This window comes from Massilia sp. 01N417, assembly GCF_056399645.1.
Map to the genome: position 1 here is coordinate 15,771 of NZ_JBFTRS010000002.1, position 15,600 is coordinate 31,370.

Sequence of the window (15,600 nt, forward strand, 5' to 3'; positions counted from 1 at the left end):
AATCAGCGGACCGGTGCCGAGGTGGGGGCAGCCGCGGGCGCCAGCACTTCGTTGCGGCCCTGGTTGCGCGCCGGCGCCTTGTGCACCATGGTGTAGGCATAGTCGACGCCCATGCCGTAGGCACCCGAGTGCTCGGTGACGATCTTCATGACCGCATCATAGCTGTCGCGGCGGGCCCAGTCGCGCTGCCATTCCAGCAGTACCTGCTGCCACGTCACCGGGACCACGCCGGCCTGCACCATGCGCTGCATGGCGAAGTCGTGGGCATCCTTCGAGGTGCCGCCCGAGGCATCGGCCACCATGTAGATCTCGTAGTCGCCTTCCAGCATGGCGGACAGGGCGAAGGTGGTGTTGCAGACTTCGGTCCACAGGCCGGCCACGATGATCTTCCTGCGGCCATTGGCCTTCAGGGCGTCGCGCACTTTCTGGTCGTCCCAGGAATTCATCGAGCTGCGCTCGAGGATGGGGTGGTCCGGGAACACGTCCAGGATTTCCGGATAGGTCTTGCCGGAGAAGGAATCGGATTCGACGGTGGTGATCACGGTCGGGATGCCGAAGGCCTTGGCCGCCTTGGCCAGGCCGACCACGTTGTTCTTGAGGGTCTGGCGGTCGATCGACTGCACGCCGAAGGCCATCTGCGGCTGGTGGTCGATGATGATCAGTTGCGAGTTTTGCGGGGTCAGGACTTCCAGTTTCGGGTTGTTCATGGTGTTCTCCTTTATGTATGAATGATGGTTCAGGCCTGGCGGGATTCGCCGTCGGCATGCTTGTCGGCGCCGGGATTCAGGCCGGTAATCCTTGGCTGGCATTCGCTGGCAAACCAGGCACGCGTCAGCGGTGCGCCTTCGATCACGCGCTTGGCGACCGGCACGATCTGTTCGCCGACCAGCATGCCCAGCAGGCCGATCAGGGCGATGGCCGGCGGCGCCGGCGAACGCACATTGATCAAACCGTAAAGCACGCTTGCCAGGATGCCGGCGCCCAGGGAAATCAGGTACATGGCTCGCTCCTCCTTGTTGATCATCGACTGCGTCGATATATCGGCCCTCGCGTCGCTACCGCCTGGCTGCTGCGTTTCCGATGCGATGGAGTGAGTATGCGTGTTTAGATGGGCAATGAAAAACGGATAATTTACGGATTTTTGATCGAAATTTTCGAACATTGGCGAGGGGTGTCGCTGACATACCCTCGGCGCGGCTGTCTCGGCGGCAGTCGTTGCCCAGCCAAATGATCGCGACATGGGCGGGGAGTGGCCTTACTGTCGCTAAAAGTGCGCATTTTGCCGACACTAGATTACATCTTGGTAATAAGCCTTTCCTCGTGTTGACGCTTATATATGCATATGTTCAGATGCCTTCCACTTCCGTTTCTACCCGGAACGGATGTTCACTGCATTGAGCCCGGTGCTCGTATACGTGCTGGTGCTCGCGCAGATCTTCATACAAAAAAGAAAGGAACAATATGTTCAAGGAGACAATGCTCGCGCGCTCGCTGCGAGTCATCTATTCGGGCGGTATCGCCGCCGGCGTCGGCCTGCTGGCCTTGCCGGCAGCGGCGCAGGATGCGTCGGTCGGCACTCCCGCACCGGCCATGCAGCGCGTGGAAGTCACCGGCTCGGCGATCAAGCGTACCGAATCCGAGACCGCCCTGCCGATCTCGGTGCTGACCCATGCCGACCTCGAGCGTACCGGCGCCACGACGGCCCAGGACCTCGTCAGCCTGATCCCGTCGAACTTCGGCGGCGGCGTGCTGGCGCAGAACGTCGGCTCGACCGGCAACCCCTCGACCGCCAACCTGCGCGGCCTCGGCCCGCAATACACCCTGGTGCTGCTCAACGGCCGCCGCGTGGCCAACTACGCCTTCGGCAGCAACCCGGTCGACCTGAACTCGATTCCGCTGTCGGCGATCGAACGCGTCGAGGTGCTGCGCGACGGCGCCTCGGCAATCTATGGCGCCGATGCGGTCGCCGGCGTGATCAACTTCATCCTCAAGAAGGACTACCAGGGCGCGGAAGTCTCGGCCTACGACACCAAGGTCCAGAAAGGCGGCGGCAACACGCGCAGCTTCAATTTCACCGGCGGCTACGGCGACCTGTCGACCCAGGGCTTCAACATCCTGCTGAGCGCGAACCACGAGAACGACGAGGCGCTCAAGGCCACCCAGCGCGATTACGCCAGCACCGGCGTGCGTCCGGACCTCGGCCTGATCAAGAATTCGCCGCGCAATGGCATCCCCAACTTCAACTTCACGGATTCCAACGGTAACCACTACACCACCGTCAACCCCTTCCGTTACAAGAACTGCGACAACGCCGCCTTCGCGCTGATCCCGATCGGCAGCCCGACCACCTGTGGCACCGATTACGTCCGCTTCATCGACCTGATCCCGAAAGCCAAGCACGACAACGTCGTCGCACGCGGCGTGCTGCAGCTGAACGACGACAACCAGCTGTACGCCGAAGCCATCCGCACGAAGGACGAGACCACGGCCCACTACTCGCCGGCGCCCTACACCAAGCCGATGATCTACCCGGCGAACGGCCGCTTCTATCCGAAGAGCATCACGCTGCCGAAAGGCATGACCATGCCGGACGGCTCGGTGCTCGCCGCCGACACCGCCGTCACCCCGGTCGGTCCGATGAGCGGCACCTGGCGTACCGTGGCCGGCGGCGGCCGTGCCGACATCACCGACACCACCAATACCCGTTTCCTGGTTGGCGCGCGCGGCACCATCGCCGGCTGGGACTACGACACCGCCATCTCGTACTCCAGGAACGAAGGCGTGATCTCGTTCGGCGACGGCCAGTACAGCTATGCCAAGCTGACCCCGCTGATCGCCGCCGGCTCCATCAATGTGTTCGGCGACCAGGACGCGAACAGCCTGTCGGCGCTGCAGGGCGCGCGCCTGACCGGCATGGAAAACAGCGCGACCTCGACCGCCCAGGAATTCGATGCCCGCGTGTCCAAGGAACTGATGCAATTGCCGTACGGCGCGCTCGGTTTCGCGGTCGGCGTCGACATGCGCCACGAAAAGCTGGAGCAGGTGTCGTCCGATGCCCTCGCTTCCGGCGACCAGGTCGGCGGCAACGGCCCGGTGCCGGGCGTGACCGGCAGCCGCAAGGTCTACTCGGCCTACTCCGAAGTGTCGGTGCCGCTGTACACCCATCTCGACCTCGACATGGCGGCGCGCTACGACAAGTACAAGAACGACTTCGGCACCTCGTTCTCCCAGGTCAGCCCGAAGGTCTCGCTGCGCTGGCAGCCGATCAAGGAAGTCATGGTGCGCAGTTCCTTCGCCGAAGGCTTCCGCGCGCCGACCCTGTACCAGAACCTGCTGCCGTACTCGTACGGCCAGAACACCAACGGCAGCTTCAGCGACCCGGTGCGCTGCCCGGGCGGCAAGCCGATCAATAGCGTCAACCCGGTCGGCGCGCTCGAGGACGAGTGCAACGTGCAGCTGAGCGCCGCACGCGGCGGCAATGCGAAGCTGCAGCCGGAAAAATCGAAGCAGTACTCGCTGGGCATGGTGTTCCAGCCGACGAAGTACATCAGCGGCTCGCTCGACTACTGGAACATCAAGATCAACAATTCGATCGTCCAGACCTCGGAGATCGGCGTGCTCGGCAATCCGGCGGTGTACCAGGCCAATTACTGGCGCGTCGATCCGAAAACCCTGCCGCTGGATTCGATCGGCAAGCCTTTCCTCGATCCGACCTTGCTCAACAAGACCAACACGATCCAGGGCAGCACCAATCCTGACTTCCCGCTGGCCTTCGTCGATCTGCCTTATGCCAACTCGTCGCGCTTCTTCGCCTCGGGCCTGGACCTGAACCTGAACTACAAGCAGAACTTCGCCGACATCGGTGCCGTCGGCGTCAACATGGATGGCACCTACTATCTGAAGCACGGTTACCAGTATGCGGGCGTGGCCAGTGTCAGCGATCTCGGCAAGTATGAGGACTTCGGCGCGACGCCGCGCTGGCGCCACATCCTGACCTTCAGCCTGAAGCACGGCGCATGGACCGCGTCCCTGACGCACAACTACACGGCCGGCTACCAGGACTATACGAACGCCGACCTGATCGGTCCGGACTACCCCCCGATCCGCCACGTGTCGTCGAGCAGCACCTTCGACACCCAGCTGGTCTGGAGCCCGATCAAGGCCGTGGACGTGGCGTTCGGCATCAAGAACCTGCTGAACCGGGACCCGTCAAGCTCGCGTAACGACCAGGGCTTCCAGGTCGGCTACGACCCGCAGTACGGCAATCCGCTGGGCCGCATGTTCTACCTGCGCGCCAAATACAAGTTCCTGTAATTCGCATCCGCGGAACGCGTACGCAAGCGCCGGCCGGGCCAGTCCCGCCGGCGCTTTTTCATGGCTTCAGTCCTTCGGTTTCTGGATCTTCGCGTGGAGTTCGTTCACCGCCATCAGCGCCGCCGAGGCGAAGAACTTGTGGTACTCCGCCACCATCTCGCCATTCACGATCACCGGATCGGTGGCGACGAATTTCTTCGCTTCCTCGATATCCGGCGTATTGAACACAAAGATGCCGCGCCGTCCCTCGACGCCGTCCAGCGGTCCGGCCAGCACCAGCTTCTTCTCGAGCCCGAGGCGGCGCATGTTCGCGAAGTGCCCTTCGAACATCTGCTTGCGCCCTTCCCCGTCGGGCATCCGGTTCGGTCCGGTCTTCAGGATCACGAGCACGTAGTTGCGCATGCCCATGTCGTTGGCGCCGAGCGATTTCGCCAGTTCGGCATCGTAGGCCACGGCGGGCTTGTCCTGGGCGGCCGCGGGGCCCAGGGCGCCCATCAGGGCGGCGGCAAGGAAAAGGCGCTTCATTATGAACATGACATTCTCCGACATTAAGATTGTCAGATTAGCACGCGATCCAGATGAAGGAAACCTGTAGCTTTCATACGCCCAGGCGGGTTTTTCGCGCGAATGCGATGTAATATTCCTACCTGCCGCATCAACCCACCTGGACTACTCTCATGCAAATCGGCCATCCTGCCGGCGCTGCGCACAGCGACGCCCCCGTCAACTCGAATGTCGCCAGCCTGCGCGTCTTCGTGTTCGCCCTGTTCTTCATCTTCGGCGGCATCACCAGCCTGAACGACGTCATCATCCCGAAACTGAAAGACCTGTTCACCCTCAGCTACGCCCAGGCGATGCTGGTGCAGTCGGCCTTCTTTGCCGCCTACTTCATCGTCTCGCTGCCGGCGGCGGCGATCGTGCGCCGCATCGGCTATATGCGCACCGCCGTGGTCGGCCTGCTGACCATGACGGCCGGCTGCCTGCTGTTCATTCCGGCGGCATCGTCGAGCCTGTTCGGCGCCTTCCTGCTGGCCCTGTTCGTACTGGCTTCCGGCATCACCATCGTGCAGGTGGTGGCCAATCCGCTGATCTCGATGCTGGGCGCGCCGCAGACGGCGAGCAGCCGCCTGACCTTCGCCCAGGCCTTCAACTCGCTCGGCACCACCGTCTTCCCCTACGTCGGCGCGATCCTGATCCTCGGTTCGCTGGCCAAGGTCGACCAGGCGACCCTGTCCGCCATCCAGCTGGCGGCCTACCGCGCGGCCGAGAGCCAGGTCGTGGTCCACACCTATATCGGCCTGGCGATCGCGCTGGCCATCGTGGCGGCCATGGTCTGGGCCAACCGCAAGAAGCTGGTCGAGCACACCAGCCCGCAAGGCAGCATCCTGAACGCCTTCGGCCTGCTGCAGCGTCCGCGTTTCGCCTTCGGCACCCTGTGCATCTTCCTCTACGTCGGCGCCGAAGTGGCGGTCGGCTCGCTGATCGTCAACTACCTGATGCAGGCCGACGTGCTGGGCCTGGGCGCCGAAGCCGCCGGCAAGCACGTGCCGCTGTACTGGGGCGGTGCGATGGTCGGCCGCTTCCTGGGCGCCTACGTACTGCGTATCTGCTCGCCGGGCAAGGTGCTGGCGGTGGCCGGCGGCCTGGCCGCCCTGCTGCTGCTGGTGTCCGCCGGCAGCACCGGCGCGGTCTCGGGCTGGGCCCTGCTGGCGATCGGCCTGGTCAATTCGATCATGTTCCCGACCATCTTCACCCTGGCCTCCGAAGGCCTGGGCGAGCGCACCGCCGAAGGTTCGGGCCTGATCTGCATGGCCATCGTCGGCGGCGCCGTCGTGCCCTTGATTACCGGCTTCGCGGCCGACATGTCGAGCCTGCGCCTGTCGCTGGCCGTGCCCGCCGTCTGTTACCTGCTGATCCTGGGCTTCGGCTGGTACGCCCGCCGTCCGCTGCAGAACTGCTGATCACGGGTGCAAGTCCGTGCCGGCCGGGCGCCCGCCTGGCTGGCCGGCGCGCTCCGGGCAGGCGGCGCGCAGCGTGCGCGCGTTGACCCGGGCGCGCTCCTCGTCGCGCAGCCAGCCCCATTTGTTGAAGTAGCGCGCCGCCGACACCAGGTGGTGCCCGAACAGCCGCCAGTCGCGGTACGACCCTCTCCCGCAATCGTGCACCACCGCCACGTGCGGCACGAACACCGTGCGCGCCACGCGGCCGACCCGGCGCGACAGGTCGACATCCTCGAAATACAGGAAGAAGCGCTCGTCGAACAGGCCGATGCGCCGCAGGGTCTCGACCCGCATCAGCAGGAAGCAGCCGGACAGCGCCGGCACGTCCATCACCCGGGTATAGCCGCTGCCATGCAGCTCGTAGCGCGCCAGCCGCCCGCTGGAACTGTGCAGCAGCGGAAAGAAGCGGCGCACCAGCAGTTCGAGCGGATGCGGCAGCAGCTTGCACAGCGGCTGCAGGCGGCCGTCCGGATAGTGCACGCGCGGCGCCAGCAGGCCGACGTCGGGATGCTGTTCCATCCAGGCCAGCAGCTTGCCGATGGCGTCGAGCGGGATCTGGATGTCCGCATGCAGCACGAAGTGGTAGGCGCTGCCGGCGGCGATGGCGTCGCGCAGCGCCAGGTTGTGGGCGCGGGCATGACCGGGATTGTCGGGCCGGTGGCGGTAGTGCACGCCGAAGCGCCCGGCCAGCGCGCGCAATGTGTCGGCCGGCGAGTTATCGACCAGGTAGACCAGCAAGTCCGGCCTGGCGGTGGTGACGCCGGCCAGCAGCCGTTCGAGCTGGTCGGGCCGGCTGCGGTAGCAGACGATGGAGCAACTGGCCGGCGGATTCACGATCGCCGCGCCCGCCAGCCTGCGACCCGATAGCGCTTCATGCCATTGCCCATTGCCGCCTCCCGTATCGATGACTCGTCCATACAGGGTCAGAGCGGCTGCGCCGGCCGCGGTTGCAGGGCAATGGCCGGCGCTTGCGGCAGATCAGATCACAGAACGGTATCGCTACGCATCACCGGGTAGAGGTTCAGGCGCTCGTCCCAGGACGGATGGCGGCGCGCAAAGAACTCCAGGCGCGCGTGCGGATTCCCGGCGAAGGCGGCGTCGCTCTCGACCTTGCGGCGGAATTCCGCGGCCAGCGCCGGATCCTTGGCCATCTGTTCGCGCGCGACGTCCTCGGCCACGTACTCTTCCATGTATTCCTTGCGCTCGAAGGCGTTGTTGAACTCGCCCCAGGCCAGCAGCGAATCCGGCGCCTGCGGTTCGAACAGGGCCATCACCAGGCGCGCCTTGGGCTGGGCGATGGGCACGAACAGGGACCCCTTGGCGACCGCGCGCGGCTCCTGTTTCCAGGTCCCCTGCACCGTCAGGCGCTGGTGCGATTCGAAGGAGCCGGCGGAGAAGCTTGCCTTGTCGGCGCGGAAGGTTTCGACCTTCGCCTGGTCGAGCGTCCTGTCCAGCTTGCGGTAAGCGATGCCGTGCAGGGCCAGCTTGGCCGCCACCATCTGCGCGAACGCGGCCGGCACCACATAGCCGGCGCCCGGCGCCTTCACCTGCAGGTCGTCGACCACCTCGTCGCGCAGCGGCACGTGCCAGACCTGCGGCCTGGTCTCGTCGTAATGCGTCATCATCATGCCGGACACGTCGGACATGGTGCGGGTATAGGCATAGCCCTGGAAGTCGACCATCGTGGTCTTGTCGGTGGTCTTATAGCTCAGCGCCACCGGCTGGCCGGCAATGCGGCTGGCGCGCGCGTCGGCATCGAGGGCCAGTTGCTGCCATTCCTTGCCGTGGGCCGCGACCTGGTTCAGGATCGAGACGATGGCATTGTGGGTGATCCGCACGCGGGTCGGATAATCCTTCCACGAATGGGTCTCGACCAGCAGGGACATCCGGTTACGCAGCAGGAAATAGCCGGTCGAAAAACGCGGCTCGTAGACGGTGTTGCGGAAGCCCGAGGCCGGGTTGTCGTTTTCCACGAAGGACATGTAATAGGACTGCGGCGAGGAGCCCTCCTTCGTGATGTCGGCGATGACATTCGTGCGCAGCGCCAGGCCGGCCTTGCGGAATTCCAGGTCGCCGGAATTGACCGGCTCGACCTGGATCGAGACGTCGTGCTGGAACATGGCGCCGTCGGTCACGTGCAGGTCGACATAGGTCAGCGGATCCCAGTCGTTCACCAGCTTCAGCATGGCCTGCATCTCGGGCGCGTCGGCCTTCATGTAGTCGCGGTTCAGGTTGAAGTTCTGGGCGGTGGTGCGCCAGCCCATCTCGACCGGACCGCGCTGGTTCGGGCGGTTCCATTTGGCGAAGCGCTCGTGGCCGTCGACGTTAAACACCGGCACGAAGACCAGCACCTGCTTGTCGAGCGCACCCTGGGCGTTGCGGTTTTCCAGCATCTCGCGCAGGGCCAGGAAGCCGGCGTCCTTGCCGTCGATCTCGCCGGCGTGGATGCCGCCCTGGATCAGGGTCACCGGCAGCTTCTGCTTGCGCACGGCCTCGGGCGTGAAAGCGTTTGCCCGGGTGACGGCCAGCGCCATCATCGGCCGGCCTTCCGGGGTGGTGCCGAACTGGAAGCACTTGACCTGCTTCGGGTACGCCTGCTGGAAAGCGCCGCACAGCTTGATGACTTCGTCGTAGCGGCCGGTGGCCGTGAAGCCCGAGCGCTCCGACACGGTGGCCAGGTCGGGAGCGGCATGGGCAAGGGGAACGGCAGCCAGCGTAGCCAGCAGTAACGCAGAACGAATCATCTAGTGCTCCGGCAGAGTTGGGAAAAATTCAATCCGGAAATTATAGACGTGGAATGCGTCGCGCTGCTATCCACGTCGTCCCCGCGCAGGCGGGGAATGACGATGCAAGCGCAGCGTGTCGGCGTCAGCGCTGCCGCGGCGGATAAATCGAAATCTCCTTGACCTGCGGCCGCACCAGCTCCATCGGCACCGCGCTCGCGCGTCCGGTACCGGATGCCGGGCAGGCATTCGTGGCGCGGTAGGCCAGGGCTGCGGACAGCAGGCTCTCGGCCGTGTCGCCGAGGGCGTGGTTGAGGTCGTCGGCCACGTTGCAGGTCGGTGCGAAGCCGTCCGCGAAGTCGCCGAAGCCCTTGGCGTTCACGCCCTGGAATTCGATCGAGAAATAGGTCGTGCCGCAGTTGTCGACCGGGGTGAAGCCGTAGGGCTTGCCGCAGGTCTGGCCGCCGATGATGTCGACCTGGACGTCGACGCCGCGCAGGCCGTTGATCACGGCTTCGCTGGCCGAGCAGGTGCCCGCGGTGGTCAGCACGGTCACGCGCTTCAGGCCCAGGTAAGGCAGCGCCGCGCCCGCCGGCGCCGGGTTCGGCGAGGAGAAGCCGTAGGCCGTGTTGCGGAAGGGAATCGGTGCGTCCGGCGCGGTCTTGTTGTTGTAGACCGGGCGCTCGAAGGTCTTGCCGGCAGCGTCCGGACCCGCGACCATGTAGGCCAGTTCGCTGGCGACGTACAGCAGGCCGCCGCCGTTGTAGCGCATGTCCAGCACCAGGTCGCTCACGCCCTGGCTCTTGAACAGGTTGAAGGCGTCGATCAGCTGCTTCTCGGCCACCGCGTTGTGGTCGTCGAAGGTCAGGTAGCCGACCTTGCCGGTCGGGGTATCGATCACCTTGGTGTTCTTCACGGACGCGCTGGCGACCACCTGCGAGACCAGGGTCACCTCGAAGCTGGTGCCGCCGCGCTGGACCTTCAGGCGGTGCGATTCGCCCGCATTGTCCGGGAACAGCCCGGCATTGATGGTGGCGACGCCGGTGGTGCCGGTGGTATTGATGAAGTCGACACCGTCGACCGCCACCAGCATGTCGCCGCGCTGCAGGCCCGCGCTCGCCGCCGGCGAACCCGGCTCGACGATGGACGCCAGCCAAGTGCGCGGCGCGGAGGCGGAATTGCGCGACCAGGTCAGGCCGTAGCCGACTTCCTCGCCGGCCGTGCTCAAGGCATCCCACTCGGCGGTGGTATAGGTGAAGTGGAAACGGTCCTTCGGCTTGCCGGATGCCGTCAGCGCCGGCGTCTTCAGCGCCGCGAAATAGTCGAGCGTGTTGCCGTAGTCGGCCATCCGCACCGTCGACGGGATCTCGTCGTACCACAGGTAGTAGCGGTCGGCCCAGCCGCGCAGGAATTTCATTTCGTCCTGCAGGGTTCCCTGGCGATCCGGGAAGGCCAGGCCCTGCGCATCCACGCCCGTGCGCGGCTTGGCGCACATGTTGGCGTAGTTCATGAAATCGGTCGGGATCGGATCCGCCGGCGTGCCCGGGTTCGTCGGGGTGGTCGGCGTGCCGCCGACCGGGGTGCTCAGCGATGCGCCACCGCCGCCGCCACCTCCGCAACCGGACAGCAGGGCGAGGGCCGCGAGGGCAGAGGCAAGGAAGCGGGAGACGATGGCCGGACGGCCGGTGCATGCATATGACGAGCTCATGCGCCCGATTATAGACGCGCCGGGCCCGTCAATTGCAAGCAACTGTAACAGTTGGGGCGGCGCGACATTCGCTGCGATCTAACTGTCCAGCGCCAGCTTGCGGGCGGCTGCGCGGAGATAGGCGGGGTCGCCGTACTCCCGGTATTCGCACAGCGCGGAATAGCAGAGCTTGATGACGTGGTCGTCGCTGGACAGCAGCGCCCTTTCCGCGATCGCCTGCTCGCCGAGCTCGGACCAGCTGTCGCCGGACGCCCGCCGGCTTGCCGGAGCGACCACGACCGTGAGCCAGGCCGCCAGCGCCGCCTGCCACAGGTAGCGCAGGGCCAGCGCCTTGTCGTTGGCATAGCGCTGCACGATGCGGAAGGCGTGGCAGCCGGTGACGATGTGCAGCAAGGTGAAATCTTCGCGCTGTAGGTAGGCCTGCAAGGCGAAGCCCGCCACCTCGCGCAGGGTGGGCGCAGCAAGCGGCTGCACCACCGCGCCCGCCAGCGCCGGGTCCCAGGCGATCTCGAGCATCCTGTCGATGATGATGCCCGGCTTGAACACGTGCCTGTCCAGTTTCAGGCGCAGCCTGTCGGCGATCTGTTCGAGTCGGCCCTCGGCCGGCTCCAGCGACAGCGGCAGGGTGACGTATTCGCTGGCCCAGTACGCCAGCGCCAGCGCGATCTCGTCCTCGAGTCCGCCCTCGATGGCGTAGGCCAGGCGGATCATGGCGTGGAAGGCGGACGCCGCCAGGCCCGGAATCAGGGTCGGCACCCAGTCGTGCAGCACGGCGTCGACGCCCGACTCGCGGATGCGGTCCTGGAAGAAGCACACGAAGCGCGGGTAGTCGCCGGCGCTGCCCAGGTAGTCGTGGGGATCGAGTTCGCTGCTGGACGCCGCGCCGGGCAGCAGCTTGCGCGCATAGCCGTCGGCGAAGCGGCGCAGGGTGCCGGCATCGGCGCCGAGGCGGTCCAGTGCCAGCAGGGCCATCGGCAGGTGGTTGGCGAGCCGGTTGCCGTACAGGGGGGCGTGCTGGTGCGACTGTAGCAGCAGTTCGTGGCAGGCGGTCGACATGGTGCTCATGGCGTCAATGTAGCACCAAGCCGGCCGAACCATCATTCCCGCGCAGGCGGAATGACGGTATCTCAAGCAGCGCGTGAAGTAATGCCACCCGCATGAAACCCCGCCACCAGCTCAGCCTCCTTGCGCTTGGCCGCAGCCAGGTTGCGCTCCTTCACGTGACCGAAGCCGCGGATATCTTCCGGGATGCTGGCGATCGCCACGGCCTGGGCCAGGTTCTCGGCGGTCAGCTTGGGCAGCAGGGCCTCGACCGTGCGGCGGTATTCCTGGATGAGGGCGCGCTCCATCTTGCGCTCCTCGGTGTAGCCGAACACGTCGAAGGCGGTGCCGCGCAGGCCTTTCAGTTTCGCCAGCACGCCGAAGGCCTTCATCATCCACGGACCGAATTCCTGCTTCATCAGCCGGCCCTGCTTGTCCTTCCTGGCCAGCAGCGGCGGCGCCAGGTGGAACTTCAGTTTCACGTCGCCCTCGAACATGCCTTCGATCTTCTGCATGAAGGCGGGGTCGGTGTACAGGCGCGCGACTTCGTACTCGTCCTTGTAGGCCATCAGCTTGTGCAGGTAACGCGCCACGGCTTCGCTCAGGCGGGTGCCCTTGCCGATCTTCGCTTCGGCGGCCAGGACCTGGTCCACGAAGGCCTTGTACTGGGCGGCATACGATGCGTTCTGGTAGGCGCTCAAGAGTTCGACGCGGCGCTTGACGATGTCCTCGAGCGACTGGGTGCGCTTGAACTCGATCACCTTGGCCGGGGTGGTCAGCCTGGTGACGGAAGCGAGATCGTGGGCGGCGGTGCGGCCCCAGTTGAAGGCGGCCTTGTTGAACGGGATCGACACGCCGTTCAGTTCGATCGCCTTCATGATCGAAGCTTCCTGCAGCGGCACCTGGCCCTTCTGGAAGGCGTAGCCGAGCATGAACATATTGGTGGCGATGGCATCGCCCATCAGCGCGGTGGCGATCTGGCCGGCATCGACGAAATCGACGTTGTCCTTGCCGCATGCCTGGACGATGGCGCCCTTCGAGCCTTCGGCCGGGAACTGCCAGTCCGGGTTCTTGATGAAGGCCGCGGTGGTGGCGCCGCTGTTGTTGACGAAGGCGCGGGTGCGGCCTTCTCCCATGCGCGACAGGGCGTCGCGGCTGGCGGTGACGATCTGGTCGCAGCCGATCACGAGGTCGGCGCTGCCGGTGCCGACGCGGGTCGAATGCAGGTCGGACTGTTTATCGGCCAGGCGCACGTGCGACATCACCGGACCGCCCTTCTGGGCCAGGCCGCTCATGTCCAGCACCAGCGCGCCCTTGCCCTCGACGTGGGCGGCGACGGCCAGGATCTGGCCGACCGTCACCACGCCGGTGCCGCCGATGCCGGTCACCAGGATGCCGAAGGGTTCGATCGTGGCCGGGATGTGCGGCGCCGGCAGGCTAGGGGGCGTCGCTTCGGCGGACGATGCCTTCTTCGGCTTCTTCAAACCGCCGCCTTCGACGGTGACGAAGCTCGGGCAGAAACCGGTGACGCACGAAAAATCCTTGTTGCACGAGGACTGGTTGATCTGGCGCTTGCGGCCCAGTTCCGTTTCCAGCGGCTCGACCGACAGGCAGTTCGACTGCTTCGAGCAATCGCCGCAACCTTCGCAGACGGCTTCGTTGATCACGGCGCGCTTGGCCGGGTCGGGGAATTCGCCCTTCTTGCGGCGCCGGCGTTTTTCGGAGGCGCAGGTCTGGTCGTAGATCATCGCGCTCACGCCGGTGGTCTCGCGCAGCTCGCGCTGCACGTCCATCAGTTCCGCGCGGTGGCGCACGGTGACGCCTTCGGCCCAGGGATAATCCGCCGGGTATTTTTCCGGCTCGTCGGTGACGACGATGATGGGCTTGACGCCTTCGGCGGCCAGCTGGCGGCTGATCTTGGCCGGGTCCAGCGGACCGTCGTGGGTCTGGCCGCCGGTCATCGCGACCGCATCGTTATACAGGATCTTGTAGGTGATGTTGACCTTGGCCGCGACCGAGGCGCGGATCGCCAGCACGCCCGAGTGGAAATAGGTGCCGTCGCCCAGGTTGGCGAACACGTGTTTTTCATCCGTGAACGGGGCCTGGCCGATCCAGGTCGTGCCCTCCGCACCCATGTGGGTGAAGGTGGAGGTTTCGCGGTCCATCCACAGCACCATGTAGTGGCAGCCGATGCCCGCCAGGGCGCGCGAACCCTCCGGCACCTTGGTCGAGCTGTTGTGCGGGCAGCCCGAGCAGAAGAAGGGAATGCGGTCGGTTTCCGGATTGGCCTTGACGGGAATCGCCTTCAGCACGGCTTCCTTCGCTTCCAGGTAGGCGATGCGCTGGGCGACACGCTCGGCCACCGGGTGGCCGGCGCAGTAGTGCCCGATGCGCGAAGCGATGGCGCGCGCGATCTGGGCCGGGTTCAGCTCGTAGGTGCCCGGCAGCAGCCAGTCGCCCTGGCCGGAGCGGTTCTGGATGCTCCATTCGCCGCTGTCGTCGAACTTGCCGACCACGCGCGGACGCTCGCCGTCCGGCAGGTTGTACAGCTCTTCCTTCAGCGCGTACTCCAGCACCTGGCGCTTCTCTTCGACCACGATGATCTCGTCCAGGCCTTGCGCGAACTCGTGCACGCCGACGGAGTCGAGCGGCCAGGTCATGCCGACCTTGTAGACGCGCAGGCCGATGTCTGCCGCCGCCTGCTCGTCGATGCCGAGGTCGGCCAGGGCCTGGCGGGTGTCCAGGTAGCTCTTGCCGGCGGTGATGATGCCGATCTTCGGCTTCGGGCTGTCCCAGACAATCCGGTTTAATTTGTTCGCACGCGCATAGGCCAGCGCCGCGTACCACTTGTAATTGTTCATCCGCACTTCCTGGTCCAGCACGGCGTCCGGCCAACGGATGTTCAGGCCGCCCGGCGGCATCTCGAAGTCGGTCGGGATCACGGGCTGCACGCGGTCCGGATCGAGGTCGACCACGGCGCCGGATTCGATGATGTCGGTCACGCACTTCATCGACACCCACAGGCCGCTGTAGCGGCTCATCGCCCAGGCGTGCAGGCCGTAGTCGATGTATTCCTGGACGGACGACGGGAACAGCACCGGCATGCCGACGTGGTGCAGGATGTGGTCGGACTGGTGGGCGGTCGAGGAGGATTTGGCCGCGTGGTCGTCGCCGGCCAGCACCAGCACGCCGCCATGTCGGGCGGAGCCGGCGTTGTTGCCGTGCTTGAAGACGTCGCCGCAGCGGTCCACGCCGGGCCCCTTGCCATACCACATGGAGAACACGCCGTCGTACTTGGCGTTTTCGAACAGATTGGTCTGCTGGGTGCCCCAGACGGCGGTCGCCGCCAGGTCTTCGTTCATGCCCGGGTGGAAGTGCACGTTGTGCGCCTGCAGGTGCTTCTTCGCCTTCATGGCGGTCTGGTCGACCGCGGTGACGGGCGAACCGCGGTAGCCGGTGATGTAGCCGGCAGTGTTCAGGCCGGCGGCCACGTCGCGCTCGTGCTGCAGCATCGGCAGGCGGATCAGGGCCTGGGTGCCGGTCATGAAGGCGCGGCCGCGTTCGAGCGTCCATTTGTCGTCCAGCGTGATCTCGTGGGCAGGCGATGGCTGCGCCGGCTCCAGCTGGGAGCGGTCCAGGGGTGCGTTCATTGTGTCTCCAGTATTGTCTTTTGGTAGGGTGGGCTCTCTGAGCCCACGTACAAGATTTGCGTTGCGCCGACGCTTTGCGTGGGCTCGGAGAGCCCACCCTACGTTCTGCCGCCAGTATAGGCCTGAGCCCTCGCCATAAAATTTCAATCAATTCCCCCCGCCGA

At 65.5% G+C, this 15,600-nt stretch carries 10 protein-coding genes; 2 read left to right on the plus strand and 8 right to left on the minus strand.

What is annotated here, in order from left to right; all coding sequences use genetic code 11:
* Nucleotides 1-2: 2 nt before the first annotated feature.
* Nucleotides 3-707, minus strand: coding sequence for a hydrolase (locus AC1DOQ_RS02190; protein WP_477359856.1), 705 nt, complete (start codon nt 705-707; stop codon nt 3-5).
* 29 nt (nt 708-736) lie between these two features.
* Nucleotides 737-1,000: a XapX domain-containing protein gene (locus AC1DOQ_RS02195; protein WP_477359858.1), complete on the minus strand. Its 264-nt coding sequence runs from the start codon at nt 998-1,000 to the stop codon at nt 737-739.
* Nucleotides 1,001-1,461: 461 nt separating this feature from the next.
* On the opposite strand from AC1DOQ_RS02195, the gene AC1DOQ_RS02200 reads away from it, so the two are divergent.
* Nucleotides 1,462-4,314 carry a TonB-dependent receptor plug domain-containing protein gene (locus tag AC1DOQ_RS02200; RefSeq protein WP_477359860.1) on the plus strand — a complete coding sequence of 951 codons (2,853 nt, stop codon included), beginning with the start codon at nt 1,462-1,464 and terminating at the stop codon, nt 4,312-4,314.
* A gap of 66 nt (nt 4,315-4,380) precedes the next feature.
* Here the strand turns inward: AC1DOQ_RS02200 and AC1DOQ_RS02205 are convergent, their stop codons facing one another.
* The gene (locus AC1DOQ_RS02205; RefSeq protein ID WP_477359862.1) at nt 4,381-4,848 is read right to left on the minus strand and encodes a YciI family protein; all 468 of its coding nucleotides are present in this window, start codon (nt 4,846-4,848) and stop codon (nt 4,381-4,383) included.
* Between the two features lie 143 nt (nt 4,849-4,991).
* On the opposite strand from AC1DOQ_RS02205, the gene AC1DOQ_RS02210 reads away from it, so the two are divergent.
* Nucleotides 4,992-6,275: a sugar MFS transporter gene (locus AC1DOQ_RS02210; protein WP_477359864.1), complete on the plus strand. Its 1,284-nt coding sequence runs from the start codon at nt 4,992-4,994 to the stop codon at nt 6,273-6,275.
* Here the strand turns inward: AC1DOQ_RS02210 and AC1DOQ_RS02215 are convergent, their stop codons facing one another.
* From AC1DOQ_RS02215 to AC1DOQ_RS02235, 5 genes are all read right to left on the minus strand, one after another.
* Nucleotides 6,276-7,148, minus strand: coding sequence for a glycosyltransferase (locus tag AC1DOQ_RS02215; protein ID WP_477359866.1), 873 nt, complete (start codon nt 7,146-7,148; stop codon nt 6,276-6,278).
* A gap of 149 nt (nt 7,149-7,297) precedes the next feature.
* The gene (locus tag AC1DOQ_RS02220; RefSeq protein ID WP_477359868.1) at nt 7,298-9,058 is read right to left on the minus strand and encodes a M14 family metallopeptidase; all 1,761 of its coding nucleotides are present in this window, start codon (nt 9,056-9,058) and stop codon (nt 7,298-7,300) included.
* A 124-nt stretch (nt 9,059-9,182) separates the two neighbouring features.
* Nucleotides 9,183-10,745 carry a S41 family peptidase gene (locus tag AC1DOQ_RS02225; RefSeq protein ID WP_477359870.1) on the minus strand — a complete coding sequence of 521 codons (1,563 nt, stop codon included), beginning with the start codon at nt 10,743-10,745 and terminating at the stop codon, nt 9,183-9,185.
* A gap of 78 nt (nt 10,746-10,823) precedes the next feature.
* On the minus strand, nt 10,824-11,810 hold the full coding sequence (locus AC1DOQ_RS02230) for a questin oxidase family protein (protein ID WP_477359872.1): 987 nt from the start codon (nt 11,808-11,810) through the stop codon (nt 10,824-10,826).
* Nucleotides 11,811-11,872: 62 nt separating this feature from the next.
* The gene (locus AC1DOQ_RS02235) at nt 11,873-15,436 is read right to left on the minus strand and encodes an indolepyruvate ferredoxin oxidoreductase family protein (protein ID WP_477359874.1); all 3,564 of its coding nucleotides are present in this window, start codon (nt 15,434-15,436) and stop codon (nt 11,873-11,875) included.
* Nucleotides 15,437-15,600: the final 164 nt, after the last annotated feature.

Bases quoted from the DNA above. Each gene is read 5' to 3' on its own strand.
- AC1DOQ_RS02190 (WP_477359856.1), bottom strand. From the start codon at position 707: ATGAACAACCCGAAACTGGAAGTCCTGACCCCGCAAAACTCGCAACTG.
- AC1DOQ_RS02195 (WP_477359858.1), bottom strand. From the start codon at position 1,000: ATGTACCTGATTTCCCTGGGCGCCGGCATCCTGGCAAGCGTGCTTTAC.
- AC1DOQ_RS02200 (WP_477359860.1), top strand. From the start codon at position 1,462: ATGTTCAAGGAGACAATGCTCGCGCGCTCGCTGCGAGTCATCTATTCG.
- AC1DOQ_RS02205 (WP_477359862.1), bottom strand. From the start codon at position 4,848: ATGTTCATAATGAAGCGCCTTTTCCTTGCCGCCGCCCTGATGGGCGCC.
- AC1DOQ_RS02210 (WP_477359864.1), top strand. From the start codon at position 4,992: ATGCAAATCGGCCATCCTGCCGGCGCTGCGCACAGCGACGCCCCCGTC.
- AC1DOQ_RS02220 (WP_477359868.1), bottom strand. From the start codon at position 9,058: ATGATTCGTTCTGCGTTACTGCTGGCTACGCTGGCTGCCGTTCCCCTT.
- AC1DOQ_RS02225 (WP_477359870.1), bottom strand. From the start codon at position 10,745: ATGAGCTCGTCATATGCATGCACCGGCCGTCCGGCCATCGTCTCCCGC.
- AC1DOQ_RS02230 (WP_477359872.1), bottom strand. From the start codon at position 11,810: ATGAGCACCATGTCGACCGCCTGCCACGAACTGCTGCTACAGTCGCAC.
- AC1DOQ_RS02235 (WP_477359874.1), bottom strand. From the start codon at position 15,436: ATGAACGCACCCCTGGACCGCTCCCAGCTGGAGCCGGCGCAGCCATCG.